We start from the raw sequence: 25,962 nt of genomic DNA, 5'->3' as shown, positions 1-25,962 counted from the left end.
TCTTACAGTTGAGTTTCTAGAGCTTCACGTAGTTCGTTTTTGTCCATCAAGTTCTTAAGCTGTGCAACATTACGGCTTCCATCATCAAGAGAACCAACGATGTCTTCAGATCCTAGGAAAAGGTCCGCGCTTTCTGATTTCGCTGTTGTCAGGTCCGTGTGTGATACGTCTGCTTCTTTACCCATGTCTTGAAGGATCGCCTTCACGTTCATCTCTACAATCATGCTGCTTCCTAGACCATTTCCGCATACTACTAATACTTTTTTCATTTGTAATTCCTCCTTATTATTGTTCAACCAGTTGATTTTGGATTAAATCGACGATCTCTTGTTGATCATCGGATTCGATTAATTTGGTGATGCTTTCTTCACTTGATAGAATTTCTGTCAGCTGCGACAACGCTTTCAAATGTGTTTGATTGTCGATGGCAGCAAGTACGAAGATCAGCTGCGCTTTGTGCTTTTCTTTCTCGGAGAACCAGACTGGCTCTTTCAAGCGCAGTAGACTCATAGAAAGTTTGTTTACTCCTGCCTCTGGTCTTGCGTGTGGAATCGCGATTCTAGGTGCGATCACGATATACGGTCCTAGTTCTTTTACGCTTTGGATCATAGCTTCTACATACGATTCTTCGATGGCGTGTTGCTCGAGTAGTGGGGCAGATGCCAAGCGCACCGCTTCTTCCCAGTCAGACACGCTGTCTCTCACTGCTATATTTTCTGATACGAGTAAGTCTGTAAGCATTGGTTGATCAAGCTCCTTTCGAGTCGGCGTTTTTTGTTCGAAAAATAGATCCAGGTCTTCAAGAAGCGCGTCTTTGTTATGGATGGTGGCGTGTTTCTCCACCAGTGCGAGCAACTTCTCGTTCTTTGACATGGCATTCGACGGATTCTCGAACAGCTCGTTCATCTGTTTCAGTACGTGTTCCTTGTCGTGGTTTTTCATAATGACAGGAACGTGGATGACCGGCGTTTCTTTCGGCTTAATATAGTTGGTTGAAAAAATGACATCGACGGGTTCCTTGAATTCGTGGAACTCCCTGATCGACAGCGTGGCTGTAATTTCGAGCCCGATGACCATATTCTCGAGTTGCGTTTTTACCATATTAGATGTGCCGATTCCGTTTTCACATACGATGACGGCTTTGTAGCGCGTCTCGACCTGCTTCTTTTCCCTAGTCAGCCAACCGCCGAAGTGAATGGCGATGTAAGCGATTTCCTCTTCGGGAATAGAAGTTCCGACGAAATACTCTAAATGATAGATGGTCCGCTGGGTCAGTCGGTAGATCTCGCTGTACTTTTCCTTGATCTGACTTGACCATTCATTGGACGGTGTCACGTTGTATTTCAATCGGTAATACGTCGGCTTCAAGTGTGCCATCAAATTATTCTCAAGCTCTTTCACATTGTCGAATACGACGCAGGCATACGTTTGGAAGTCATGGATCATGCGTTGGATGACCTGACGCAATCCTTTCAATTCTTCTTCGGTTCGTTCTGGGAATTCATCATGGTGTACTTTCGAACCGAGAAGTGCCATCGTCAGGAAGTACGTTTCCTCTGTCGGTATTTCCATATCGAAATGTTCTTGTAAGCTTTTCGAAAGATGGACGGCTCCTTGATACGCCTTGGTCTGGCTCAGCACCTCTTTCTCCTCCGGGTTCACGGTCACAAGCTGCTGTTCCTTGATCCGGCTCAGCATAGTGACGACCTGGAGAGCGAGTGCTTCGACCATCGCATCGGTGAAGGTCATGCCCATATCTTTTTCTGTTTCGAACAAAAGCTGCTTGACGGTTTCTCTGTTTAAATCATCAGATTTGGATTCTGTGTTCCATACCATCTTCTGAATCTCAGATCGGATGGTGTCGGATTCGGACTGGCTCAGGACGGTGGAGAAGAGGTCGGATAAATATCTTCGCTTCGTTTCTTCCGGTCCTTCGAGCTGGTAGCCCGTATTCTTCTTATAAGACAAGTCGAGTCCTGAATTGGCAAACTCTTTCTTCACTTGCTTTACATCATTTGCCACGGTTCCGCGGCTGACCCACGTTATCTCCATCCAATGTTGCATGGATGCCTGCTCGGGCTGCATGAGCAGGGAGGCGGAAATGAGTAACCGCCGTTCCTCTGGTGAAAAGTGATAATGCCACTTTTGCTGAGGCGCTGGTTCATTTATGATTTCTTTCGACTCGGTCTGTAGAAAGAGCCCTTTGCCCCGATCTCGCTGTACCGGCGGGAGTGATTTCTCCTTGAGCCAGTCATTGATCCGTTCTAGGTCATAGTAGATGGTGCGCTGGGATACATTCATTTGTTCGACCAGTTGTTTCATCGAAAGAGGAGTGGATGAATGTTGCAAGATGGATAACAGATGCATGCTTCGATTATCCAACATCATCAGGAGGTCCTCCTTATTCGTTTTGCAAAACTGTACTTGAAAGCTTTTGTTTAACTTCTTGTCTATTACTATATCAGCTATTAGTGGTTAATGTAAGGGCTTTCTAAGTGCAGAGTCTTTCAAACTACTTTTTGCAAAATTATACTCTTGTGGATTGAAAGGGTTTTGGGGGACAGGGAATCTGTCCCCACAGTAGATGAGACTCTCTAAAAATAGACATGAAAAAGGGGACAGATTCCCTGTCCCCTCGTCCCTATCTCAATAGGAAGTTTTGTGTTTTGGTGTCGCGGCTGTTTGGTCCGATGAAGAGTTCGAACCTGCCTTTGTCACTCTTGTATTCTAGGTTTGCGTGGTGATAGCGTAACTTACTTTCGTCGATTTCGAAGGTGACTTCTTTCGTTTCGCCTGGATCGAGCGTTATCTTTTCGAAACCTTTGAGCTCTTTCATCGGGCGGACGACTTCTCCGGCAACGTCTCTGATGTACATCTGAACGACTTCTTCGCCAGCGACTTCACTCGTATTGGTGACGTGAACGGTTGCTGTTAGGGAGTCGGATGCGTCGATTTCGTTCTTAGACAGCACAGGTTCTGAGTATTCGAAAGTAGCGTAGCTCAGTCCGTATCCGAACGGGTAAAGCGGTTCGTTCGGGATGTCTAAGTATTGCGAGACGTAGCGTACTTGGGCATCTGGTGCATCTTTCGGACGTCCAGTATTGAAATGATTGTAATAGACTGGCACTTGACCGACAGAGTAAGGCATGGTCATTGCTAGTTTTCCAGATGGATTGACGTGTCCAAATAGAAGGTCAGCAAGGGCGTTTCCGCCTTCCGTCCCTGGATACCATGCTTCGACGACCGCGTCAGAATGCTCGGCGACTTCTCTTAAATCGAGTGGGCGGCCATTGAACAATACGGTGACGACAGGTTTGCCGAGTGCTTTCACTTCTTTAAGTAGCTGCAATTGTACCTCTGGTATACGGATGTCAGCGCGGCAGCCGGCTTCTCCGCTCATATCGGAATGTTCTCCGAGTGCGACGACGATAGTATCTGCCTTTTTCGCTTGCTCCAATGCTTCTTGTAGGTCGGATTCCGTTCCTTCTTGAATGCCGCAGCCTTCTGCAATCGACAAGCCTTCGCCGGCGTAACGCTTCATGCCTTTATCCAATGTGATCGTATCTTCTGCTGAGCCGCCCCACGACCACGGGCCAAGGATGTCGGTGCTGTTAGCAAAAGGACCGACGAGCGCGATGCTGCTTGTGCTGTTCAGTGGCAGCGTCTTTTGTTTGTTTTCTAATAGAACGATCGATTTGTGTGCTAATGATCGAGCGGAATCTCGGTTCTCTTTTGTTAGAATCGATTTCTCTTCCGCTTCTTTACTAGCGCCGCGGTAAGGATTTTCAAAGAGTCCTAGTTTTTCTTTTAATGTAAGAATGCGGAGGACGGCTTCGTCGAGTATCCCTTCCTCAAGCGCTCCTTCTTCAATGAGTTCTTCGACGTGATTGGTGTAGCAGGACGTCATCATTTCAATATCGACTCCGGCTTTCATCGCTTTTTCCGCAGCTTGTTTCGCGTCCTCGGCAACACCGTGCGGGATCAATTCTTTCACAGCTCCCCAGTCGGAAATCAATGGTCCGTCAAAGCCCCATTCTTCACGGAGGAGCCCGCGCATCAATTGTTCATTTCCTGTGGAAGGGATGCCGTTCAGAATATTGAAGGCGGTCATCACCATTTCGCATCCTTCATCCAGTGCCGCTTTATAAGCAGGAAGGTATTGTTCGCGCAACATCCATTCGGACATATCAACGGTGTTGTAATCGCGGCCGCCTTCTGGTGCCCCATAAGCAGCAAAGTGTTTCACGCAGGATGCGACTTTCGTATTGTCGTTCTCCAAATCCCCTTGGAAACCTCGAACGAAAGAGCGTGCGAACTCGCTATTCAAAAATGGATCTTCGCCCGTTGATTCCATCACACGTCCCCATCTCGGTTCGCGTGACAGGTCGACCATCGGAGCGAAGGTGACGTGAACACCGGATGCGGCAGCTTCTTTCGCCGCAATTGAAGCGCTTTCTTCTGCGAGCTGCAAATCCCAAGAACATCCGATCGCTAATGGTACGGGGAAAATCGTCCGGAACCCGTGCACGATATCAGACATGAATAGAAGAGGGATGCCTAGGCGGTTTTCTTCTAAGTGTACTTTTTGGATGTTACGTGTTTCTTCCGCTCCGGAAGCTCCTAGTACGGATCCGGTGTTCTGGATATCTTTTTCTTCTATATTCATCTGCACCATCGGGCCAGTGATTTCGCCGCGATCGGTAGCCCCTTTGAAAAATGGAGTCGCTAGTTGGACGAGCTGTCCGACTTTTTCTTCTAAGGTCATTTTATTAAGTAAAGCGTCCAAGTCTTTCTTTGTGATTGGTGTGGTCATAGTAGATCCTCCTATCGATATTGGTGAAACGTTTCAATAACGGTTTAATAGAAGTATAAGGTTCGATATTTCTCTAGTCAATCATAATTAACTAGTTATTTTAGACGTTTTTCATTTTTTTGAAAAAAGTTATTGAAAGCGGATTCATAATAAACTATAATGCAGTTATCGAAACGTTTCAATAAAATTTTTGATTCAAAGGAGTGTACGTCATGAAATGGAAGTGGATGGCTTTAGGGGCTGTACTGTTTGTGTCCTTAGTACTTGTAGGGTGTTCTGAAAGTTCTTCATCAAAAGAATCAAGCGAAGATACCGTAACCGTATGGGCAATGGGAGAAGAAGGGAAAATGCTTCAGGACTTCAGTAAGGATTTCGAAGAAGAGTCTGGCCTTACAGTAGATGTTCAAGCAATTCCGTGGGGACAGGCGCACGATAAATTACTGACGGCTGTCGCATCAGGAGACGGACCGGATGTTGTGCAACTTGGTACGACATGGGTGCCGGAATTCGCGGAAGCGGGTGCACTCAAGGACTTGTCCGAGTATATGGAAGACTACCCGAACTTCGATAAAGGGAACTATTTTGACGGATCGGTCACTACGATGGAGTTTGAAGATCAAGTTGTAGGGGTTCCTTGGTATGTGGATACTCGTGTCATTTATTATCGTACGGACTTATTAGAAGAAGTCGGTTATCCAGAAGCACCGAAAACGTGGGATGAACTGAAAGACGCAGCGAAACAATTGGCTGATCGTGGTGAGGACATGTATGGACTCGACATCGACCGTAATGACCAGATCACTCCGTTCATTTTCGCGTGGCAAAATGGTTATGAAGCGAACGTGGAAGAAGGGGAATTGAACTTCACTTCTCCAGAGTTCAAGGAAGCATTCGAGTATTATACGAGTTTCTTTGAAGAAGGTATCAGTCAGAAGCAACAAGGTAAAGATATCGTCGAAGCGTTCAAAGACGGCTCGAAACCGATGTTCTTCAGTGGACCTTGGATGATCAACATCATCAACGATCAAGCGCCGGATCTGGAAGGTAAATGGGCGACTGCTGTCATGCCGACGAAGGAAAAGAACACGTCCAGCATGGGTGGGTCGAACCTATCAGTCTTTGAAAGCTCTGATAATGTCGAAGGCGCATTGGAGTACATCTCTTACATGACAGATGTGGACACGCAGCTAGATTGGTTGGAAGAGTCCAACACGCTTCCGTCCCGTACAGAAGCATGGGAAGAGCCGATCATGCAAGAGGATCCGATGTACGCAACGTTCGGGGAGCAGCTTGAAGATACGAAGCCAGGTTTGCAAACGCCTCAATTCGAACGTATAGCGCAGGAATTGCTGAGTTCCATTGAACGGATCACACAAGGTGGAGCGGATCTTGATAAAGAGCTCGAAGCCTTCAATGAAGAAGCGAAAAGCCTTTTAGAAAAATAAATCCTGAGATGATGGGGTGAAGATTCATTCCATCATCTTTTATACATGTCACGTCGAGATAGGTGGGAATCCATGAAACCATTTAAAAAACGTCATCCTTTTCTGTTTATCGGACCAGCCGTTGCATTGCTTACACTTTTCAGTTTGATCCCGATTGTCGTGGCTTTTGTGATCAGTTTTACCGACATGAACTTGAAGGGGCTAGCTGATTGGTCTGCAATCGGATTTGTCGGGCTTGAGAATTATAAGGAACTCTTTTCTGATTCAACGTTTTTGAAATCGATATTTAACACGTTTTTCTATGTCATCATCGGTGTGCCGTTAGTGATCATTTGCTCCTTATCGGTCGCGTTGTTGTTGAACTATGGCACAGGGAAGATCTTCAATACGTTCCGTGCTGTCTACTACATGCCGTCGATTACGAACATTATCGCAGTGGCGGTCATTTGGGGCTACTTATACAATACGGAATACGGCCTGTTCAACTATTTGCTCTCTTTCCTTTCTGTTGAAAATATTCCGTGGCTGGAAGAGCCGACGATCGCCAAGATCTCCTTGATCATATTGGCGGTATGGAAAGGAATCGGAATAAATATGATCATCTTCCTTGCAGCGCTGCAAGGTATTCCGAAGTCGTATTATGAAGCTGCTGAAATGGACGGGGCGAACCGTTTTCAAGTATTGTTCCAGATTACGTTGCCGCTTCTCCGTTATGCGACCTTCTTTGTCACTGTGACGACGTTGATCGGGTGGATGCAATTCTTTGAAGAACCGTTCGTCATGACGGACGGTGGTCCTTTAGATGGGACGATTTCCGTTGCGCTATTCATCTACGAGGAAGGTTTCCGCTTCAGTGAATTCGGTTATGCGGCAGCCGGTTCGTTCGTGTTGTTTGCGATGATTATTTTAGTGACGATGATTCAGTTCAAGTTTAGAAAAACGGACACGGAATACTAAGGAATAGGTGATATCCATATGGCTGCGACAAAGAATAAGAGTAAAGTAGAAAAAACGATTGTCCTATCCATTATGTTGATTGGTGGAATACTCGTCTCCATCCCGTTCATTTGGATGATTTCTAGTTCGTTCAAACCGGAAAGTGAAGTACTTGCCATTCCGCCGACGATCATTCCGGACAATCCGACGATCGAAAACTATATCAATCTGTTTACGAATATGAACTTTGCTGTGTACTTGAGAAATACGATTATCATCGTTTTGTTCTCCTTCCTTGGCTTGCTGTTCAATGCAATGGCTGGCTACGGATTTGCAAAGTATGATTTTAATGGGAAAGAGAAGCTATTCTACGTTGTGTTAGCGACGATGATGATTCCAGGGCAAGTTACGATGATTCCGGTATATTTGATTTTGAATTACATGGGGCTGACCAATACAATGGCAGGTATCATTTTGCCGGGCCTTGCGGTTGCCTTCAGTATTTTCTTGTTCCGGCAGTTCATGACGACGATCCCGAACGATTTGCTTGAAGCGGCGCGGCTCGACGGAGCGGGAGAATTTTTCATCTTCTTCCGATTGGTGATGCCGATTGCTAAACCGATTTTCGCCGTACAGGGGATTCTGACGTTCATTGCAGGATGGAACAGCTTCTTATGGCCTTTAATCATTGCGAATGATGAGAGTCTGTATACGTTATCCGTCGGGTTGTCACTGCTCCAAGGGCAATATGCAAATAACTACGCCTTGCAAATGGCGGGGGCTGCCTTCATGGTAGTGCCGATCATCATTATTTTCGCCTTCTTCCAAAAGTACATTGTGGAAGGGTTTACGATGTCAGGGCTGAAATAAGCAATACGAAAAACGACCTGTTACAATAGAAGTAGGAAACGGAGGACGAATATGGCTACGATCAAAGATGTGGCCAAAAGAGCTGGAGTAGCCATATCGACGGCTTCTTATGCGTTGAACGGAAGTACGAAAGTTAGTGAGGCTACGATTGAACGAGTTCTGAAGGCTGCGAAAGAATTGAACTATCAAAAGAATGGATTCGCTTCGGATTTGAAGCGGACGAAAACCAATACGATTGCGCTGATTTTGAGTGATATGTCTGGTCCATATTTCTCCGAGCTCATTAAAGGAGTGCAAGAAGGGGCGTCTGGTAATCAGTATGACCTGATTGCGTGCAGTTCCTTAGGCGGAGAGCGATCGACAGCTACGAAATTCTTGCGGGAGAAGCGAGCGGACGGGGCGATTATCCTAGCGAACAATATTTCCACTTCCATCATTGAAGAGTCGGCGCGCTCGGACATGCCAATTGTGGTGTTGGATAGGGATGTGGAGAATCCATTTGCGATTCATATTGAAGTTGATAACAAGAAAGGCGCCTATGAAGTGACGGAATACCTGATTCAGAACGGTCATGAAACAATCGGGTATATCAGTGGACCTCCAGAATCGCACGATAACGAAGAACGTTTCAAGGGGTTTTCGGATGCATTGAAAGACAATAACCTTCCGTTTCAGTCCCGTTTGAAAATTACCGGGGACTTTACTCGAGAAGGTGGATACAGGGCGACGAAGCTGCTCATTGCACAACAGAAATTGCCGGATGCACTGTTTTATGCAAACGATGAAATGGCGATTGGTGGTTTGCAAGCATTCGATGAAAAAGGAATCCGTGTGCCAGAGGACATATCGATCGTCGGATTCGATGATATTCAGTTAGCAGAATACGTCTCGCCTCCTCTGACGACAGTAAGGCAGCCGAAGTATGAAGCGGGTGCGTTGTCTGTCCACATGATTTTTCAAATGCTTGCGGGGGAAGAAGTGGATCGATCTTTTCACCTGCCAACCGAAATGATTGTCAGGCAATCCGTCAAAAACAAAAAGCTCAGCGATTAAAAGTCGCTGAGCTTTTTATTGTTTTGGGACTGGGGGTGCGCTTGGGGACAGGGACCTTGTCCCAGATGAGGATTTTCGTGATGAAGGAACGAGGAAATGGGACAAATGCCCTGACCCCAGGAAGAATATTGGTAGAAATGGTATTTGTATCTCATTTTCATAGAGAAATATGGTAAAATATGAGGAAGTTAAAGGGAAAATGACGAATGTATAAATAGAGGAGGACGAGGATAGATGAACGTTTTAGTTACAGGCGGAGCTGGATATATCGGTTCCCATACTTGCGTTTCCTTGCTTAAAGCGGGACATGACGTGGTGGTCGTTGACAACTTGAGCAATAGTAAGCGGGAAACGGTCGATCAAGTCGAAAGTATAGCAGGTAAAAATGTCACCTTTTATGAAGGAGACGTAACCGAAGCTGGTTTTTTAGTTGAGATTTTCGCTGCTCATTCTTTTGATGGTGTTATCCACTTTGCTGGTTATAAGGCAGTCGGCGAGTCGGTGGATCTCCCTTCTAAATACTATCGCAACAACCTGCTTAGTACGATTACGTTAGCGGAACTTTGCCAAGAGTATGACGTTCCAAAATTCGTATTCAGTTCTTCGGCGACGGTTTATGGAGAAAACGCTTCTCCGATGATCGAGAGTATGGATCTTTTACCAACAACGAATCCTTATGGGGAGACGAAGGCGATGAGTGAGCGGATCTTGATCGACATCGCTAAAGCGAACCCTGGTTTCGAAGTGTCGATTCTGCGTTACTTCAATCCGGTTGGTGCTCATGAGAGTGGTTTGATCGGGGAGTCTCCAAACGGTATTCCGAATAACTTGATGCCTTATGTGACGCAGGTGGCGAAGGGTATTCGCGAGAAGTTGAATGTATTCGGTGACGATTACGATACGTTGGATGGATCAGGTGTCAGAGACTACATCCATGTGATGGATTTGGCAGATGGTCATATTGCAGCACTTGAAAACCTTAGTGATGGGGTACATATTTACAATTTGGGTACAGGTCGAGGAACCAGCGTTTTGCAGCTGGTCGAGGCCTTCCAACAAGTGAATGATGTCCCGGTACCGTATGAAGTGGTCGGGCGACGTGCAGGGGATATTGCTGTATGTTACGCAGATGCAACCAAGGCTGAACAGGAGCTTGGTTGGGTTGCGAAACGCGGTATTCAGGACATGTGTCGCGATGCTTGGAACTATGAAAATAGCGTAGGGGCTGAATCGATGTCCCAAAACCGCAAATAATAATAGAATCCCGCTTTTCGTTCTTAATTAGAACGGAAGGCGGGATTTTTTTGTTTTTTTTGGGGACAGGGAGCTTGTCCCATTAAGTGGGACGAGGTCCCTGTCCCTCCCAGTCCATCTAATATATGTAAATAATCGTTACATGGAATGTTATGGAAACGAACTTATTTTGTCAGAAAATATTGAAATTTATAATTATTCGTGTAAACTAATAAACATCACATTTTTTTCAGAAAAAAAGGAGATGGATTCATGGAAGGTTTTTTGTCAGGGATTATTGATTCAGCTAATGGTGTGTTGTGGGGTTACGTACTGATTGCGGGACTATTAGGTTTAGGCATTTATTTTACAATCGCGTCCCGGTTCGTACAATTCCGCTTTATCGGAGAAATGTTTCGAGTTCTAACAGAGAAACCTGAATACAAAGAGGGAGAAAAGAATATATCCCCTTTTAAATCTTTTTGTATCGGAGCCGCGACGAGAATCGGGACAGGGAACCTTGCCGGGGTAGCTGTAGCGATCACGTTGGGTGGACCTGGTGCGGTATTCTGGATGTGGATTGTTGCGCTGCTTGGTGGAGCGACCGCTTTTATCGAGAGTACGCTTGCGCAGGTGTATAAGGTACGAGATTCTAAATCTTTCCGTGGTGGGCCAGCCTATTACATTGAAAAAGGATTGAATTCGAGAGCATGGGGCATTGTATTTGCGATCCTGATCGCTGTTACATTCGGACTTATTTTTAATTCGGTTCAGGCAAATACGATTGCGTTAGCGTTCGAAAACTCATTCGGAATCAACCGTTTGACGGTCGGACTTATTATTACAGCTGTTACCGGCTTGGTTATTTTCGGTGGAGTTCATAGAATCGCGAACTTATCCAGTATCATTGTGCCAGTGATGGCGATCTTGTACATTGCAATTGCACTTGTGGTACTTGTGATGAACTTCAGTGAATTGCCTTCTGTTCTAGGCGTTATTGTAGGAAGTGCATTCGGCTTAGAGCAAGCTTTCGGCGGTGCAATCGGTGCAGCTATTATGAACGGTGTGAAGCGTGGACTATTCTCAAACGAAGCAGGTATGGGTAGTGCGCCGAACGCAGCTGCAACCTCTACTACGTCTCACCCAGCTAAACAAGGATTGATTCAATCTTTGGGTGTATTCGTTGATACCATCCTTGTATGTTCCTCTACTGCATTCATCATCCTTTTGGCTCCTGTATTCCAATCGGGAGACGTATCCGGTATCGAGTTGCTACAAAACTCACTGGATTCACACATTGGTGGATGGGCAGGAATCTTCATTTCATTGGCGATCTTCTTATTCGCCTTCAGTTCGATCATCGGGTCTTACTATTACGGAGAAACGAATATTGAATTCATCAAACAGAGTAAAGCTGGTATTCTAGCATTCCGTTTTGCAACAATGGCGTTTGTATTGATTGGATCTGTTTCAAGCTTGAGCTTAGTTTGGAAAATGGCCGACTTGTTCATGGCATTGATGACAGTAATCAACTTGGTTGCAATCGGGTTGTTAGCAAAAGTCGCCTTCCGTGTCTTGAAAGACTATGAAGTGCAGCGAAAAGCAGGGAAGAACCCTGAATTCTCTCCTTCTAAACTAGGAATTGATAATGCAGAAGCTTGGGAGGAAGAAACGGAAGAAAAACAAGAAGCAGCAGGATAAAGAAAAAGAGCTTGGCTTAGCGGCCAAGCTCTTTCTTTGTGTGGGAGTTGTGGGGGACAGGGACCTCGTCCCATTCGGTGGGACAAGGTCCCTGTCCCCTATAAAAATTTCAAGGTGAATCCGCCGGTCTCTACTATGTGTTGTACGCCGTCGACGTAAACGACGTAGACGTCTTCTTGTTCTGTTGGAGTGATGGAATCTACGCTTTTGTTTCTTTCGTGGAAGTATTGATTAATTTCGGCTTGATCTTCTTTCTGAATCGGGAGGGTAGGAGCGAGTTGCACTTCGTCTTGTGCTTCTTCCGTTCGGTTCTGATTGCGGATGGATTCCAAGAGACGCAAGCCTTCTGCCAGACCGTAACACATCAAGGCAGCGAAAATCCCGCCAATCATCATCAAGGTTCCAATAATCCACTTGAAAGCACCTAACTCATATGTAAACTCAGGCATAATCCATATAACGAACCCCAGGATAAATCCAAACAACATCAACACAAGCCCGCTCCGCTTCACTATACCACCAACTGTATTTTCCTCTCCCATCAACCTCAACTCCTTCTTCCTTTTTTATACATTGTAACGTACTTGGGACGTTGGGGACAGGCACTTTGTCCCGATTTATGTATATGTAAATTTGATTTTCTAAGGTGTGTAGAGGCTCTATTTTTCTTAATTTCCTAGTGGGAAAAGAGTGTTTGTAGAGGGGATGTGGGAGGAAACTGCTCCTTTCATCAATGGAACGCTTCATGAACCTCTATTAAACTATTGGAAAAGGGACAAACGCCCGGTCCCCAAGGAGGTAGGAGTATGGCAAGAAGACCGAGAAGAAAGAGCAGCGAGGGATTGTATCATGTTATGATGCGCGGAGTTAATCATTTAGTGATTTTCGAAGATGATGAGGATCGTTTACGATTCTTGAGTACATTGGCAAGGGGGAAGAGAGCTGGACACTTCCAGTTGTACGGCTACTGTTTGATGGACAATCATGTACATTTGCTGATGGAAGAGCGGGATAAGGATATTTCCAACTGCATTATGCGGATGTGTGCGAGTTACGTTTATTGGTACAATGCCAAGCACGAGCGATGTGGTCATCTGTTTCAAGACCGGTTCAAGAGTGAACCAGTAGAAAGCGTGACTTCTTTTCTGAAAGTACTTCGTTATATTCATCAAAACCCTTTGAATGCGGGGCTCGTTCAGCGTGTCGATGTTCCGCAGTGGACGAGTTACCAAGATTACTTCCGTACTGCGGGATTGATCAATACGGAAAAAGCCCTCACCTTATTTTCTCCAAATATGTCTACTGCACGAAAGTTATTCGCCGTACACATGGCCGAATCGGATAAAGAGGAATACCTCGACTTGCCTGTACGTATCAAAGATTCGGATGTTATGGACTTTTTGAAAGACAAGGGAATCGAACACAACAGCCAGCTTCAGCACATGAACAAACAAGAGCGTGAATCCATACTAATAGAGCTGAAGAACCGAAAGGGAGTATCGATCAGACAACTCTCCAGAGTTACCGGCATCTCCAAAAGCGTAATCGGACGGTTGGGACGTTTGGGGACAGGGACCTCGTCCCAACTCAGAACAGTCAAAACTTTGTCAAAATGGTGAAATAGGGACAGAGAGCCTGTCCCCATGGAAGCGTTTGTGTTATCTTAGTAAACGAGAGAATTGTTGAATGGTGTCGATGTTCAATAGATTCTCTCTTTTTGTTATCCATCTAGAAAGAGGTGCATCCGTGTTAGAATATAGAGTCTTTGGTGAAGATCCTGCCAAAGAGAATGTTGTTTTGCTGCATGGTATTGGTGGAAGTGCCAGTATCTTTTTCCCTCAGATTAAAGCCTACAAGGAACAGTTCAATGTAATTGTTGTCCATTTGCGTGGACATAAAAACTCCCCGAGTGTCGAAGAAGTAGAGGATTTCTCGTTCCGTCGCGCGGCGAAGGACGTAATCGATGTGCTTGATGAGGTTGGAGTGTATAAAGCTCACTTTGTCGGTATTTCTCTCGGCTCTGTTTTGACCCACCAGATCATGTCGATGGCCCCTGAACGGGTCGAAAAGGCAGTACTCGGTGGTGCGATCACGAAAATGAGTCTTTCTTCGAAGTTTTTCTTCCTGATCGGTAAATGGATTAAAAACTTTACGCCTCATATTTGGTTATATGCCTTGTTTGCGATGATATTGATGCCAAGGCAGAACCATAAAGAATCTAGAAATGCTTTCATTAAAGAAGCCTCTAGAATGAAGAGAAAAGAATTCCTGGGATGGTATGGCATTGCTCATAATGTAAAAGTAACCTTTGCGAAGGTTCCGAGCGTCGCGAATTCTATCCCGAAGCTCTATATCATGGGAGAAGGCGACCATATGTTCAAACGTGACGTCATCCGTGATACCACAGGTTTAGCCAACGCCCAGTTGCACATCGTGCCCCACGCCGGCCACGTCGTCAATTTAGATGACTCCGATACTTTTAATCAAGTATCGATGGCGTTTATGAATGGGGACAAAGGGACGGAGTATTTGTCCCAAGATGAAAGAATGAAAGAATCGTAATAGGAATAAAAGAAGCCAGGCTCTGATCGGAGAGCCTGGCTTTCGTTTTGTTTGGCGGGACGAGGTGCCTGTCCCTATTGTCCCCGGTGCAAGGGGAGGGAGCAGCAACGGAAGGAGCCGCCGGATTTGATGATTTCACTGAAATCGATTCCAATCACATGGAAGCCTTGATTGGCAAGCTCTTGGTTGATCCGTTTGTTTTGCTTTAGACTGATGACGGTTTGATTTCCGATCGATAAAACATTCGGGCCGAGGTTGAAATATTCAGCTCTCGTCATAGGAATCAAGTTGAAACGAGATTGTATCCGTTTAATATCGGCTGTTGAAAACGCAGGTGGATAAATGAGCGCCCATGAATCACTCAGTATATTCAGTGCGCAGTCCAAGTGGAGAACGCCATCCCTCAAGCTGATTCCTTCGATTTGCTTATCAGGAAGCTCGCTTCGAAGGGCGTCAATCGCTTGTTCCGTAGTCCTGCTGCTTACCCCGATCCACACTCTCTCACCATCTAGAAGCACGTCCCCGCCCTCGATAGAACCGTTCTCAGATTCGTGAAAAGGAATTCCGTAGTCTTCACACCAAGCTTTTAATAACAAAGGTTCTTGTTTGCGTAATGGTTCGTCCATCGCTCCGATGAATAACAGGTCGTCAATCGTGAAACCGATATCTCGCGTGAAGACCTGCTCATTCAATTCCGGATTAGCGGGTAGCTCAATGACTTCTGCTCCGTTTTTCTGTAGTGTTTCTGTGAAGATATTGTGCTGTTCGGTTGCTCGCTGTTGGTCGATGTTCTCGTTTTTGAAATGTTTCTGGGTTTCATTCATGATGCTTTCAATCCGCATAAAAGTTGGAGGGGCTACGATCACACTCTTTAGCGTGCCATATTCTGACGTACAGTGAATCGTCTTCCGTTCGATCGCATCTTTCAAAATGAAACCCTCCTGTATAGTGGATAAGAGTTAGATAATGTTTTAATATTCCCCGTTTGTTGTGAGTTTAAACTAAGAGGGGACAGGGACCTTGTCCCTCTCGCGGGACAAAGTCCCTGTCCCCTAACTGCCTTTATAGCCTTGGCGGAAGATTTCTTGGACGCGGTGGGTGGTGATGTAGGTGTCTGGATCGATGTCTTCGATATATTTCTTCAGTTGTACGATCTCTCGTTTATGGATGACGAGGTATAGTACGTTTTTGTCTTCGTGCGTGTAGCCGCCTTTTGCTTCCAGCACCGTGACGCCTCGGTACATTTTCCGGGTGACGGTTTCAAGGATTTTCTCGTGTTGGTCGGAGATAATCATGACCGCACTTCTTTCTTCGGCGCCTTCGATGATGGCGTCGATTACCTTCGCCCCGATATAAATGGCAACGAGCGTGTACATCGCTCTTTCTTTTCCGATGACAAATGCAGAACCGGCGATGACGATGATGTCCATGATGAGCATCGCTTTTCCGACACTCCAGCCAAGGAATTGGTTCAGCAATCTAGCGATAATCGTGCTGCCGCCTGATGTTCCCCCTGCTTTGAAAATCAGCCCGATGCCGGCACCGACAGATAGACCTGCAAAGAGGGCAGCGAGCAACGAATCGCCATTCAAATTCTCTCCCCATCCGACGGAAATATGAAGGAAGAGGGAAGAAAGGAAAATCGAAATAATCGTATAGATTGTCATGCGTTTTGTGAAAAATTTATACCCGATCGCTAAGAGTGTTGAGTTCAAGATGAAGTTGACGACACCAGGTGACCATTCGAACAGGTAGTAGGTGACGATGGTAATTCCGATGATGCCACCTTCTGAAAGGCGGTTAGGAATGGCGAAGTAGTTCACTCCCATTGCGAAGATGAACGATCCGAGAACGAGCCAAATCAGATCGATCCAGGTTCTCTTATTCATAAACCGACCTCCTCTCTGGGGACAGGGACCTCGTCCCATCAGTGGGACAGTGTCCCTGTCCCCATCATGTCTTTATAGGTACTCACTTTGTGTTTTAGCATGATTTCTGTTTCTTGGAGTTCTTCGATTTGTTTGTGGATGGCGGTTAGATGCTCTTCGATGAGTTTTAGTCGCTCGGGGGCTGTGTGGTCCCCTTGTTTGTAATAGTCGACGTATTGTTTGATGACGGAGACGGGCATGTGTGTTTCCCGCAGTTTTACGACGAACCGGAGCCACTGGATGTGTTGTTCGGTGTAGCGGCGGACACCGGAATCTGTTCGTTCAGACTCTATGATGCCTTCTCTCTCATAGTAGCGGAGCGTATGTGGCTTGATTCCAAGCTTTCTTGCAACTTCGGTAATGGTGTACATAATCGGCTCTCCTTACTTATAATCGCTTGACTTGAAGTGCACTTTAACAAGTATGCTTGTATCGTAACATATAACAAGGAGGAGAAGCATTCATGGGTTATACAGTCATTACAGGAGCAAGTTCAGGAATCGGATATGAAGCGGCGATCGCTTTTGCATCAAGAGGAAAGGACTTGATTCTTGTAGCGCGACGCGAGGAGCAATTGAACGATCTGAAAAGTACCATTCAAAAAGATCACGACGTGGATGTTGTCGTTCGTCCGACTGATTTGACGGTCAGTGAGAACGTACAAGCGCTATACGATGATCTAAGTTCGTATGAATTAGAGACGTTCGTCAATAATGCCGGGTTCGGAAACTTCGACCCTGTCGCTGAGCAGGATCTTGGTAAAATCCAGAAGATGCTTCGCTTGAATGTGGAAGCACTGACGGTCCTCTCCACTCTATTCGTTCGCGATTATGAAAAGAAAGAGGGCACGCAGCTGTTGAATATCTCATCAGCAGGAGGTTACAACATCGTCGGTGGAGCGGTCACTTACTGCTCGACGAAGTTTTACGTAAGTGCCTTTACGGAGGGACTTGCCCAAGAGCTGCAAAACAAAGGGGCTCAAATGAGAGCGAAAGTCTTGGCGCCAGCTGCGACCGAAACAGAATTCATGAAGCGCTCACTTGATGTCGAAGACGTAGAATATGAAGGAAACGTAGCAAAATACCATACAGCAAAAGAAATGGCGCATTTCTTGTTGGATTTGTATGATAGCGAGAAAGTGCTTGGTATCGTGGATGGAGAGACATATGAATTCCATCTGAAAGACCCGGTTTATCCGTATGTAGAGCGTTCGTTCAGCGAAGATTAAAATATACAACAAAGCCCAGACCACTTAGTAGGTCTGGGCTTTCTTATGGTGGAAGAATTATTTTGTGTTCGCACCCGGTCCTTGATGAGGACGGTTCTTATTCGTACGCTTCCCGGTATCGTTTTGATGCGGTAGGCTTTCTGTCGGAGTGTTATTGCTTGTTAACGCCGCATCGCGTTGAGCTTTACGCTTCGTCATGATGCTCACCATCCTTTCCTCATTAGTGTGCTATAGTTTGAAGAAATTCATCCGTGGGGACAGGCACCTCGTCCCAAGTGGGACGAGGTGCCTGTCCCTGGTCTATCCATCCATCATTCCACGTCCGATGGAGATTGGAGGTTGTCTTTGTATTGGTCGATGAACAGGGTACCGGAGCTATTGATGACGGCATAGAAGACGTCTTTGATTTCTAGATTCCGTGACCGGCATTGCTGGGTGATCCAAGCTTTCGTATAGGTTTCATTCACATTTTTCTCAACGATCCGCCCATCCATGATCAGTTCACGTGGGATGCTGATGTTTTTCGATGGAAGGTGAAGATCTTGTTTGGTAACGGGTTGAAAGCGGTCTTTCTTCTGGATGGATAATTGTCCGCTTACTTCCAATAATACATAGTCGAGTTCGTTGAAATCGAACTCTCCAAGCTCGCGCAAGTGTTGATCCAAATCGTCTAGCGAAAACTTCAGCTTTTTCATATTGTGCTCGAGGATTTTTCCGTCTTCAATCAAAACAGTAGGGCGCCCTGAGAACCATTTACGAATCTTTCTACTCTTGGCCGATAGAAATAAGAATAAATAAAACATAAGGACAATCGTCAGGAATGATACCAATATTTGAATAAATGGAATCGCTGAATCGAAGGCCATATTGGCAATGATCGACCCGATAGTGATGGAGAGGGCGAAGCTGTAGTGCGTTTTATGAGAATTGATGTGTTTACCAATGATCAAAGTCACAATCAGCAAAATAATAAAACTCGAAATCGTCCGCAAAACAGGAAAAAGAAATGTTTCGATCCCACTCACCCCTTTCCCCGTTAGTATGTACAGAGCACCTGAAAAGCTTGCAGGGGACAGGGAGTTTGTCCCACTCTTCTATGCGTTTGCCCATGAAAAAAAGGGACAGATTCCCTGTCCCCACTTAATCAATTAAAATCCGCCTGCTCCACCGCCGCCTCCGCCGACACCGCCTGCGCTGTTTCCCGAAGAGGTAATGCCAGCTCCTGCGACAGCTGCCGAGGTATTGGCTGTTTCAAAGTCTTCCTGTAATAAAGAAGCTAGTGCCAAGTAGACGATCCAGTCACTTTGGCTCGTAGCAGGTCTCCATGAGTTTGGCATTTGTTCTTTCAACATGTTGTCCCGTCGTCCCATCGCAACCTGAAATAGCATGGCAGGAATTTGGTCGTCATGCTCCCAATCTTTCCATTTCTCACTCCACTTCAATGGCGCTAGTTGATTATGAATCCTCAACCCTTCCACAGAAAGTGGACGATAAAAGATGCTGAACAAGAGGAAGAAGACCAGTAACGCAATAGAAGCGAACATCCAGCCGAATAGATCACTTATAGGAAAAATGATCGCAAATGGTACCATTGCAAAAGCTGCAATCCCGGAAACGGTTCTCCACACTTTCCCGCCTTCGTCTCTTAAAGGCATGCGGCGCACCTCTTCCTGCACCGCGTATTTCCACCGCTCATAAAATCGTTGGTATACGTCTCGTTTTTTCTTATTCGCCGCGTAGTCTTTAAGGTCTTCGAGATCGAGCTCGCGACCGTCCGCAATTTCGTCAAAAAGCCACTCGATCAAAATGTCTTCGTGCTTATAGTCCGTTCTCCGGTGCAGCAGCCGGAACTCTTTTTCCGACACTTGTTCGACCAGCCCTTTTCGTACCAAATCAAGCAAGCTCGCCGTCATGGCATTGGTCGAAAGGACGCCGTGATTCATGAACGAGACCATCCCCGGAAGACTCATTGCATCCTTTGGAAAAGGGGAGGTGCTGGCAGCTTGGCGATCCAGTTCGTGCTCTGTCTCGCGCCGTTTACGGAGCCTGTGGATCATCAAACCTACCCCAACAACCAAGAAAGCGCCGAGTACGTAAGGCGCGATGGTATTCATAAACTTCTTCCGTTTCGCCAAAGCGGTCGCCTCGTTTTCCAATGATTGCTTCGCTTCTAGAATGTCTTGGCGCATGTCCTTGTCCGCTGCCACATCCGCAGCTGGGAAAAGAGAGGCGTCATAAGCGACTCTGACATCACCGTTGCTGCCACCTGATACTTCTCCCAAGGAAAAAGTGACCGATCCCTGATCATTGATCGACTCTGTCCCATATGCCTGATCGTACCCGAAAGCGATGGGATCAGTCGCCGGTTCAGGTGGTGTGACCGTAATCGTCAAATCCTCGAACGTCGACTCATTACGTTGATCGAAAAACGGCCAGTAAAATTCAGCGACATCGTTGTACACATCGGCCCCGTTCTCAATCGTGTAGGTCAATGTGATGGTGAACGTCTCATCCTCACCTGGGCGGTACACTTTATACGTATTGTCATCCTGTCCTATCTCAAGATTCTTGCCGTTCTCCGTAGCATGAACGTCCTGAATCGAGGTTCCTTCTTTCGGGAAAAGTGCCCGTGTGATGCCGTTGAATTCTCCTTCGAATGTGTATGTATGCTGTTCGGTCACTTCTACAGCTGCGTTTTCTTGAAGGTTCGCTTCTATTGTCGACTTTTCAATATCGAATTCGACGGCAAACACTTGGGTAGGAAAAAGTATTACAGCAAGAACCATTATAATAGCTGAAACTTGTCGTTTGATCATAGGTATCTCCCTTCTTTCTAACTACATATACGGTTGAAAAAGGAAAATCGTTTCAAAAAAAAGCAGGGACAGATGCCCTGTCCCCGCTTTGCATTAGTTCGTTTGAAGTTGGCTTTCGGTTGTTGGTTGTTGTGTTTTTTTCTTTCCTTTGACGAAGAAGGAAAGGATTAATCCGACGATGGCGATGATGGTAGCTGCAAAGAATGCTTTGTTGATACCGTGGATCATCGCGTTGGACATGATTTGTTGTTGTGTTTCTCCTGCACTTGGCGTGTAGGACTTGGATGCATTCGTCATGATCGTGACTAGGAATGCTGTCCCGATTGACCCAGCGACGGTACGCATCGTGTTGTTCATCGCTGTACCGTGCGGGATCCATTCTTGGGAAAGCTGGTTCAGGCCTGAAGTGGAAACAGGCATCATAACCATGGAAACCCCAGCCATCCGGATCGCATAGATGATCATGATGAACGTGTAAGTCGTGGACGCCGTTAGTGTGGACAGTTCGAATGTCGTTACGGCGATGATGGTCAAACCTGTGATAGCAAGCCACCTTGCCCCGACTTTGTCAAAAATACGTCCCGTGATCGGCGACATGACACCCATCACAATCGCTCCTGGTAAGAGGAGAAGACCGGACTCTAAGGCTGTGAATCCACGCATCGTCTGCATGTAAATCGGGATCAGCAGTTCTGCGCCGATCATGGACATCATAACGATCATCGTGATGACAGCAGCAAGTGCGAAAATCTTATTCTTAAAGACACGGAATTCGAGAATCGGTTTTTCCAGACGGAACTGGCGGATGATGAAGGCTGCCAAGGAAACCGCTCCGACTAGGATAGAACCGTAGACTTCGATGTCCCCCCAGCTTCCGTTACCTGCGCTACTGAACCCGTATAGCAGTCCCCCGAAACCGAACGTGGATAGGATGATCGATAGTACGTCGATGTTCGGATTGGTCTGTTTGGTAACGTTCTTCATCGCAAAGGCACCGAACACAATAGATAATAGTGCGATTGGGATAATGACGATGAATGGTGTTCTCCAGGAATACTCTTCAACTAGATACCCGGAAAGCGTCGGTCCGATTGCCGGTCCGAAGGCGATGACGAGTCCTGCCATTCCCATTACTGTCCCGCGCTTTTCAATCGGGAAGATGGTCAGCATGACGGTTTGCATCAGCGGCATCATGATTCCGGCACCACTCGCTTGGATCAAGCGGCTGATCAGTAAGACGGTGAAGTTCGGTGATAGCGCCGCAACGACCGTACCGATGGTGAATAGAGTCATCGCCGTGAAAAACAACCGTCTTGTTGTGAATTTTTCAATTAAAAAGGCTGTGACTGGAATCATGACACCGTTCACGAGCATGAAGCCTGTCATTAACCACTGGGACGTGCTCGCGGTGACATTCAACGATTCCATGATGTTAGGTAAAGCTGTATTGAGTAACGTCTGGTTTAAAATAGCGACGAAAGCACTGACTAATAATACTGAGACAATGGCAATACGGTTGATCGGTTTTTCTTCTGTGCTGTTTACATGTTGCGTTTGTTCAGCCATTTGTTTCACTCCTTCATTTCTAATCCTTTTCGCATCAAGTTCAGTTCTAACGTGAACGTCTCGAATGCTTCTTCTTTTGTCCATCCTTTGGAAAAGTGACGGACGAGGGTATGGAACATGAGTAAACGGACGAGATGGATCGTGTGACGAATCTCCTTCTCGCTATCTGCTTGAAGTAGATCAGCGTCTACATGTTCTTGGATGACGGATAGATGATCGGGAAAGTCTTTTTCCTTCTCGCCAGACGCCATCGTGTTCTGGATCTTATGGTTCATATTCAAGAACACATGCTTGAAATAGGAACGGTTCTCTTCTTTCTCGAAACGATCGAGCGTCTGTTGGAACATGATCGTCATCGCCTCGAACAGATTACCGTTGTGCTCATCTAATAAGAGCATCAATCGTTCCTGGCGTTCATTCGTGTATTGCTTCAGCAAGTAATAGAACGCGTCATCCTTATCTTCGAAATATTGATAAAAGCTGCCGCGGGAAACGCCGCATTTCTTGATGATATTAGAGATCGACGCCTCATGAAGAGGAGCTCTTGAGAATTCGACACGCGCTGCTTCCATCAACTTCTTTTGTTTGTCTTCTGGTAAATTGAAAAACGTTTGCTTCGGCATTGTATGCCATTCTCCTTCCGTGTGACACGGTGTCACTTTGTTCGGATACTATGCTATCTTAAGGCACGTAGAAGGGAAAGTCAACAGAAAAGTGACACCGTGTCATGTTCTTTTTTTATAAGGGCAACCTTGTCCGTTTCGTAGGAGATTGGTACGATAAGTGAAAATGAACGTGAAAATGAGGGGACGCTTTATATGCCAAGACAATCGAAACGACAATTGATATTAGAAGCAGCGGCTAAAATCGTGAAAGAAAAGGGGAGTGACGCCTTGACGCTGGATGCTGTCGCCAAACGCGCGGAGATCAGCAAAGGCGGGTTGCTGTACCATTTCTCATCAAAAGAAGCCCTGGTTAAAGGACTAGTCCAACATATGAACGATATGTACCGGGAGAATGTCGAAGCATTCGTTGAAAAAGACGGAGAGGATACCGGGAAGTGGGCGAGGTCGTTTATTAACGTTATGCATGATAAAGGCGTTGAGAACCGGACGTTATCTTCCGGCATGTTAGCTGCCCAGGGGATCAATCCGGAATTGCTCGAGCCACTTCAGAATACGTATGCCTCGTGGCAGGAAAACATGGAGAGAGATGGACTGGATGAAGTGGATGCGACGATATTACGGCTTGCAGTAGATGGACTTTGGCTGTCTGAAATCTTCGGTCTTGGGCCGCTCTCGGATGATTTACGAACAAAAGTATTGGAACGCCTGACGGAACGGACGTACCGAAAAGAAGAAACCGACTCCTGAAAAATAGGAGTCGGTTTTTTTGTGAGCTTTTATTTAGTGGAAGGTGTTGAAACTAAACCGACCAGATGGTATAGTTTCAACTAGTTAAAAAATCCGAGGAGGTTATCGATATGAACAAAGTATTGTTAACAGCGGCTGTGACAGGTGCAGGAGCGACTACAGAAAAGAATCCTCATGTACCTGTAACGCCAAAAGAAATTGCAGAATCAGCGATTGAATCAGCTAAAGCAGGAGCGACGGTTGCGCACGTTCATGCCCGTGATCCGAAGACAGGTGGCATCAGCCATAATGTCGAGCATTACCGTGAGATTGTCGACCGCATCCGTGAATCAGAGACAGATGTCATTATCAACATCACATCAGGCGGAGGCGGAGATTTCATCCCGAGTCTTGCTACACCAGCAGCTGGTGGGGACGGAACGGACATGCAGACACCAACTGAACGTCACGCACCGGTCGGAGAACTTTTACCAGAGATGTGTACACTTGATTGCGGAAGCACGAACTTCGGCAATATGGTTTACCTAAGCCCGACAGACTGGTTGCGTGAACAGGCGGCGCTCGTTCAACAAAGCGGCGTAAAGCCGGAACTTGAGTGCTTTGACACTGGTCACATCCGTTTTGCGAATCAGCTTGTAAAAGAAGGGTTGATCGATGGCGATCCGATGTACCAATTCTGCCTAGGAATTCCTTGGGGAGCGGCTGCGGATGCTGAGACGATGCAGTATATGAAAGGCCGTATTCCTGAAAATGCGCAATGGTCTGCATTCGGAATCGGACGTATGCAAATGCCGATGGCGGCTCAAACAGCAATGCTCGGCGGAAACATCCGAGTTGGTCTAGAAGATAATATTTATCTATCCAAAGGCGTTCCTGCTCGTAACGAACAGCTCGTGGACAAAGCGGTCACGATGCTGAACGGATTGGACATGGAACCGATGACTCCTCAAGAAGCAAGAGAACAATTCAACTTGCTTAATCCGAAGGGAGGAAAATAATCATGGCCAACCAAACCGTAGCTGTCGTAGGGACAGGCGTAATCGGAAACGGGTGGATCGCCCGGATGCTTGCGAGTGGATATGACGTTGTCGCAACCGACCCAGCGGAAGGAGCAGAGGGACGCATGCGCCATGCGGTTGAACAGTCCTGGGCATATGTGGAGGAGCTTGGTCTTGCAGATGGAGCTTCGAAAGACCGTTTGACGTTTGCAGGTAGCATTGAAGAGGCGGTTCGAGACGCTGATTTCATTCAGGAAAATGTACCAGAACGCGAAGATCTGAAGCAGATGGTGCTTAAGGAAATCGATCAGTACGCGAAGCCTGATGCGCTGATCGGCTCTAGTACGTCTGGAATTATGCCGACAGAATTGCAGGAGAACCTGCAGCATCCAGAACGCATTGTCGTCGCGCATCCATTCCACCCTGTTTATATTTTGCCACTTGTGGAAGTGGTCGGTGGTAAGCAGACGACGAAAGAGAATATTGCGAACGCGAAGAACTTCTATGAAGGGATGGGCATGAGTGTCCTGCATGTTCGGAATGAAATTGAAGGACACATTGCCGACCGTCTGATCGAGGCGATCTGGCGCGAATCGCTTCACATCGTAAATGAAGGAATCGCAACCACCGAGGAAGTCGACAAAGCCTTCACTCACGGTGCCGGTATGCGCTATGCCCAGTATGGTCCGTTCCTAACGTTCCACTTGGCTGGAGGAGAAGGCGGCATGCGTCATATGCTCAAGCAGTTCGGTCCGGCGCTTAAGAAGCCATGGACGAAGCTTGAAGCACCGGAACTTACGGATGAGCTTTATGAAAAAGTGGTCGAAGGCTGTGAGCAGCAGTCGAACGGCATGACGATGTCAGAACTCGATCAAAACCGTAATGAATTCTTGGTCAAACTGTATGAACTTGTACAAGAGTATTGGCCGCAAGAGAAGAATAAAACGCAAGTATAAGGAGGAGAATTGGATGACTTCCTATGAATTTACGCACCAAGTGCCTAGTGAATGGGTCGACTACAACGGGCACATGAACGATGCAGAATACAATCGTGCTTTCAGTCTTGCTACTGACGCTTTCATCGACTTCATCGGCCTAGATGAAGCGGCGCGTGAGAAGTACGGTTACACGATGTTCACGCTCGAGACGCACACATGCTATTTGAAAGAAATGCATGAAGGGGACACGTTCCATATCACTGCTCGTGTATTGAATTATGATGCCAAACGTGTGCACCTGTTTCTCAGCATGTTTAATGAAGAAGGGAAGCTTGTTTCCACACAAGAGGAGATGTTGATGGGAATCGATCAGAACGAAGGGCGTCCAGCACCATTCCCTGCTTCCATCACCCAATCGATCCAAACCATGTACGAACAAACCAAAACAGAAGAACAACCCAAACAAGTCGGAAGACAAATCGGGTTATAGGGGGACAGGGCA

General features: G+C 46.4%; 25 protein-coding genes. 13 read left to right on the top strand and 12 right to left on the bottom strand.

Translation table 11 applies throughout. From position 1 onward, the window contains the following. Positions 1 to 2: 2 nt before the first annotated feature. The 3 genes from E4663_RS13905 to bglX form a co-directional block, all read right to left on the bottom strand. Positions 3 to 269, bottom strand: coding sequence for a PTS sugar transporter subunit IIB (locus E4663_RS13905; RefSeq protein ID WP_079478102.1), 267 nt, complete (start codon positions 267 to 269; stop codon positions 3 to 5). A 16-nt stretch (positions 270 to 285) separates the two neighbouring features. Next, on the bottom strand, positions 286 to 2,388 hold the full coding sequence (locus tag E4663_RS13900) for a BglG family transcription antiterminator (RefSeq protein WP_135328057.1): 2,103 nt from the start codon (positions 2,386 to 2,388) through the stop codon (positions 286 to 288). Positions 2,389 to 2,641: 253 nt separating this feature from the next. Further along, positions 2,642 to 4,813, bottom strand: coding sequence for a beta-glucosidase BglX (gene bglX / locus E4663_RS13895; RefSeq protein ID WP_241657205.1), 2,172 nt, complete (start codon positions 4,811 to 4,813; stop codon positions 2,642 to 2,644). A 212-nt stretch (positions 4,814 to 5,025) separates the two neighbouring features. Here bglX and E4663_RS13890 point away from each other — a divergent pair, with 212 nt between their 5' ends. The 6 genes from E4663_RS13890 to E4663_RS13865 all read left to right on the top strand — a co-directional run bounded on the left by E4663_RS13890 (position 5,026) and on the right by E4663_RS13865 (position 12,051). Next, positions 5,026 to 6,258 carry a sugar ABC transporter substrate-binding protein gene (locus tag E4663_RS13890; protein WP_135328056.1) on the top strand — a complete coding sequence of 411 codons (1,233 nt, stop codon included), beginning with the start codon at positions 5,026 to 5,028 and terminating at the stop codon, positions 6,256 to 6,258. 72 nt (positions 6,259 to 6,330) lie between these two features. Next, entirely contained in the window at positions 6,331 to 7,215 is an 885-nt protein-coding gene (locus E4663_RS13885) for a carbohydrate ABC transporter permease (protein WP_079478105.1), read from the top strand. 72 nt (positions 7,216 to 7,287) lie between these two features. After that, complete coding sequence (locus E4663_RS13880; protein WP_421803827.1) at positions 7,288 to 8,064, top strand: carbohydrate ABC transporter permease; 777 nt, start codon at positions 7,288 to 7,290, stop codon at positions 8,062 to 8,064. Between the two features lie 51 nt (positions 8,065 to 8,115). Then, positions 8,116 to 9,117: a LacI family DNA-binding transcriptional regulator gene (locus tag E4663_RS13875; protein WP_135328054.1), complete on the top strand. Its 1,002-nt coding sequence runs from the start codon at positions 8,116 to 8,118 to the stop codon at positions 9,115 to 9,117. 234 nt (positions 9,118 to 9,351) lie between these two features. Further along, positions 9,352 to 10,371: a UDP-glucose 4-epimerase GalE gene (gene galE / locus E4663_RS13870; protein ID WP_135328053.1), complete on the top strand. Its 1,020-nt coding sequence runs from the start codon at positions 9,352 to 9,354 to the stop codon at positions 10,369 to 10,371. Positions 10,372 to 10,623: 252 nt separating this feature from the next. Further along, positions 10,624 to 12,051 (top strand): alanine/glycine:cation symporter family protein, encoded by a 1,428-nt coding sequence (locus tag E4663_RS13865; protein ID WP_135328052.1) that lies wholly within the window; start codon positions 10,624 to 10,626, stop codon positions 12,049 to 12,051. Positions 12,052 to 12,149: 98 nt separating this feature from the next. On the opposite strand, the gene E4663_RS13860 is transcribed toward E4663_RS13865, so the two are convergent. Further along, positions 12,150 to 12,593: a hypothetical protein gene (locus E4663_RS13860; protein WP_135328051.1), complete on the bottom strand. Its 444-nt coding sequence runs from the start codon at positions 12,591 to 12,593 to the stop codon at positions 12,150 to 12,152. A 264-nt stretch (positions 12,594 to 12,857) separates the two neighbouring features. Between E4663_RS13860 and E4663_RS13855 the strand changes: the two genes are divergently transcribed. Next, a complete protein-coding gene (locus tag E4663_RS13855; RefSeq protein WP_135328050.1) occupies positions 12,858 to 13,670 on the top strand; it encodes a transposase in 813 nt (270 codons plus the stop codon). Positions 13,671 to 13,797: 127 nt separating this feature from the next. Then, positions 13,798 to 14,613 (top strand): alpha/beta fold hydrolase, encoded by an 816-nt coding sequence (locus E4663_RS13850; protein ID WP_158290500.1) that lies wholly within the window; start codon positions 13,798 to 13,800, stop codon positions 14,611 to 14,613. Between the two features lie 74 nt (positions 14,614 to 14,687). Here E4663_RS13850 and E4663_RS13845 read toward each other — a convergent pair whose 3' ends face one another. The 3 genes from E4663_RS13845 to E4663_RS13835 form a co-directional block, all read right to left on the bottom strand. Continuing rightward, positions 14,688 to 15,542: a dimethylarginine dimethylaminohydrolase family protein gene (locus E4663_RS13845; protein ID WP_241657204.1), complete on the bottom strand. Its 855-nt coding sequence runs from the start codon at positions 15,540 to 15,542 to the stop codon at positions 14,688 to 14,690. Between the two features lie 123 nt (positions 15,543 to 15,665). Continuing rightward, on the bottom strand, positions 15,666 to 16,502 hold the full coding sequence (locus tag E4663_RS13840) for a YitT family protein (RefSeq protein WP_135328048.1): 837 nt from the start codon (positions 16,500 to 16,502) through the stop codon (positions 15,666 to 15,668). A 38-nt stretch (positions 16,503 to 16,540) separates the two neighbouring features. Beyond that, positions 16,541 to 16,912, bottom strand: a complete 372-nt coding sequence (locus tag E4663_RS13835; protein ID WP_135328047.1) for a MerR family transcriptional regulator — start codon at positions 16,910 to 16,912, stop codon at positions 16,541 to 16,543. 92 nt (positions 16,913 to 17,004) lie between these two features. Here E4663_RS13835 and E4663_RS13830 point away from each other — a divergent pair, with 92 nt between their 5' ends. After that, positions 17,005 to 17,769, top strand: a complete 765-nt coding sequence (locus E4663_RS13830) for an SDR family NAD(P)-dependent oxidoreductase (RefSeq protein ID WP_135328046.1) — start codon at positions 17,005 to 17,007, stop codon at positions 17,767 to 17,769. 57 nt (positions 17,770 to 17,826) lie between these two features. Here E4663_RS13830 and E4663_RS19815 read toward each other — a convergent pair whose 3' ends face one another. The 5 genes from E4663_RS19815 to E4663_RS13810 all read right to left on the bottom strand — a co-directional run bounded on the left by E4663_RS19815 (position 17,827) and on the right by E4663_RS13810 (position 22,774). Then, positions 17,827 to 17,967, bottom strand: coding sequence for a hypothetical protein (locus tag E4663_RS19815; RefSeq protein ID WP_158290499.1), 141 nt, complete (start codon positions 17,965 to 17,967; stop codon positions 17,827 to 17,829). Positions 17,968 to 18,080: 113 nt separating this feature from the next. Further along, positions 18,081 to 18,761: a DUF421 domain-containing protein gene (locus E4663_RS13825; RefSeq protein ID WP_241657203.1), complete on the bottom strand. Its 681-nt coding sequence runs from the start codon at positions 18,759 to 18,761 to the stop codon at positions 18,081 to 18,083. Between the two features lie 156 nt (positions 18,762 to 18,917). Further along, the gene (locus E4663_RS13820; protein WP_135328045.1) at positions 18,918 to 20,585 is read right to left on the bottom strand and encodes a DUF2207 domain-containing protein; all 1,668 of its coding nucleotides are present in this window, start codon (positions 20,583 to 20,585) and stop codon (positions 18,918 to 18,920) included. Positions 20,586 to 20,678: 93 nt separating this feature from the next. Next, on the bottom strand, positions 20,679 to 22,151 hold the full coding sequence (locus E4663_RS13815) for an MDR family MFS transporter (RefSeq protein WP_079478123.1): 1,473 nt from the start codon (positions 22,149 to 22,151) through the stop codon (positions 20,679 to 20,681). A gap of 5 nt (positions 22,152 to 22,156) precedes the next feature. Beyond that, a complete protein-coding gene (locus tag E4663_RS13810) occupies positions 22,157 to 22,774 on the bottom strand; it encodes a TetR/AcrR family transcriptional regulator (protein ID WP_135328044.1) in 618 nt (205 codons plus the stop codon). A gap of 195 nt (positions 22,775 to 22,969) precedes the next feature. Here E4663_RS13810 and E4663_RS13805 point away from each other — a divergent pair, with 195 nt between their 5' ends. From E4663_RS13805 to E4663_RS13790, 4 genes are all read left to right on the top strand, one after another. After that, complete coding sequence (locus E4663_RS13805; RefSeq protein WP_135328043.1) at positions 22,970 to 23,524, top strand: TetR/AcrR family transcriptional regulator; 555 nt, start codon at positions 22,970 to 22,972, stop codon at positions 23,522 to 23,524. Between the two features lie 110 nt (positions 23,525 to 23,634). Beyond that, positions 23,635 to 24,522 (top strand): beta-keto acid cleavage family enzyme, encoded by an 888-nt coding sequence (locus E4663_RS13800; RefSeq protein WP_135328042.1) that lies wholly within the window; start codon positions 23,635 to 23,637, stop codon positions 24,520 to 24,522. A 2-nt stretch (positions 24,523 to 24,524) separates the two neighbouring features. Beyond that, positions 24,525 to 25,478, top strand: a complete 954-nt coding sequence (locus E4663_RS13795) for a 3-hydroxyacyl-CoA dehydrogenase NAD-binding domain-containing protein (protein ID WP_135328041.1) — start codon at positions 24,525 to 24,527, stop codon at positions 25,476 to 25,478. A gap of 13 nt (positions 25,479 to 25,491) precedes the next feature. Then, positions 25,492 to 25,950: a thioesterase family protein gene (locus tag E4663_RS13790; protein WP_079478128.1), complete on the top strand. Its 459-nt coding sequence runs from the start codon at positions 25,492 to 25,494 to the stop codon at positions 25,948 to 25,950. Positions 25,951 to 25,962 lie beyond the last annotated feature (12 nt).

Source organism: Halobacillus salinus, from assembly GCF_004684905.1.
GTDB classification, from domain to species: domain Bacteria; phylum Bacillota; class Bacilli; order Bacillales; family Halobacillaceae; genus Halobacillus; species Halobacillus salinus.
The sequence above is the reverse complement of the archived record's forward strand: the minus strand, read 5'-3'. Positions and strand labels throughout refer to the sequence as shown.

Coding starts and splice junctions, on each gene's coding strand:
- E4663_RS19815 (WP_158290499.1), bottom strand. CDS start 17,967: ATGACGAAGCGTAAAGCTCAACGCGATGCGGCGTTAACAAGCAATAAC.
- E4663_RS13865 (WP_135328052.1), top strand. CDS start 10,624: ATGGAAGGTTTTTTGTCAGGGATTATTGATTCAGCTAATGGTGTGTTG.
- E4663_RS13795 (WP_135328041.1), top strand. CDS start 24,525: ATGGCCAACCAAACCGTAGCTGTCGTAGGGACAGGCGTAATCGGAAAC.
- E4663_RS13900 (WP_135328057.1), bottom strand. CDS start 2,388: ATGATGTTGGATAATCGAAGCATGCATCTGTTATCCATCTTGCAACAT.
- E4663_RS13840 (WP_135328048.1), bottom strand. CDS start 16,502: ATGAATAAGAGAACCTGGATCGATCTGATTTGGCTCGTTCTCGGATCG.
- E4663_RS13810 (WP_135328044.1), bottom strand. CDS start 22,774: ATGCCGAAGCAAACGTTTTTCAATTTACCAGAAGACAAACAAAAGAAG.
- E4663_RS13890 (WP_135328056.1), top strand. CDS start 5,026: ATGAAATGGAAGTGGATGGCTTTAGGGGCTGTACTGTTTGTGTCCTTA.
- galE (WP_135328053.1), top strand. CDS start 9,352: ATGAACGTTTTAGTTACAGGCGGAGCTGGATATATCGGTTCCCATACT.
- E4663_RS13875 (WP_135328054.1), top strand. CDS start 8,116: ATGGCTACGATCAAAGATGTGGCCAAAAGAGCTGGAGTAGCCATATCG.
- E4663_RS13815 (WP_079478123.1), bottom strand. CDS start 22,151: ATGGCTGAACAAACGCAACATGTAAACAGCACAGAAGAAAAACCGATC.
- E4663_RS13820 (WP_135328045.1), bottom strand. CDS start 20,585: ATGATCAAACGACAAGTTTCAGCTATTATAATGGTTCTTGCTGTAATA.
- E4663_RS13880 (WP_421803827.1), top strand. CDS start 7,288: ATGTTGATTGGTGGAATACTCGTCTCCATCCCGTTCATTTGGATGATT.
- E4663_RS13835 (WP_135328047.1), bottom strand. CDS start 16,912: ATGTACACCATTACCGAAGTTGCAAGAAAGCTTGGAATCAAGCCACAT.
- E4663_RS13830 (WP_135328046.1), top strand. CDS start 17,005: ATGGGTTATACAGTCATTACAGGAGCAAGTTCAGGAATCGGATATGAA.
- E4663_RS13860 (WP_135328051.1), bottom strand. CDS start 12,593: ATGGGAGAGGAAAATACAGTTGGTGGTATAGTGAAGCGGAGCGGGCTT.
- E4663_RS13800 (WP_135328042.1), top strand. CDS start 23,635: ATGAACAAAGTATTGTTAACAGCGGCTGTGACAGGTGCAGGAGCGACT.
- E4663_RS13905 (WP_079478102.1), bottom strand. CDS start 269: ATGAAAAAAGTATTAGTAGTATGCGGAAATGGTCTAGGAAGCAGCATG.
- E4663_RS13855 (WP_135328050.1), top strand. CDS start 12,858: ATGGCAAGAAGACCGAGAAGAAAGAGCAGCGAGGGATTGTATCATGTT.
- E4663_RS13885 (WP_079478105.1), top strand. CDS start 6,331: ATGAAACCATTTAAAAAACGTCATCCTTTTCTGTTTATCGGACCAGCC.
- E4663_RS13790 (WP_079478128.1), top strand. CDS start 25,492: ATGACTTCCTATGAATTTACGCACCAAGTGCCTAGTGAATGGGTCGAC.
- bglX (WP_241657205.1), bottom strand. CDS start 4,813: ATGACCACACCAATCACAAAGAAAGACTTGGACGCTTTACTTAATAAA.
- E4663_RS13805 (WP_135328043.1), top strand. CDS start 22,970: ATGCCAAGACAATCGAAACGACAATTGATATTAGAAGCAGCGGCTAAA.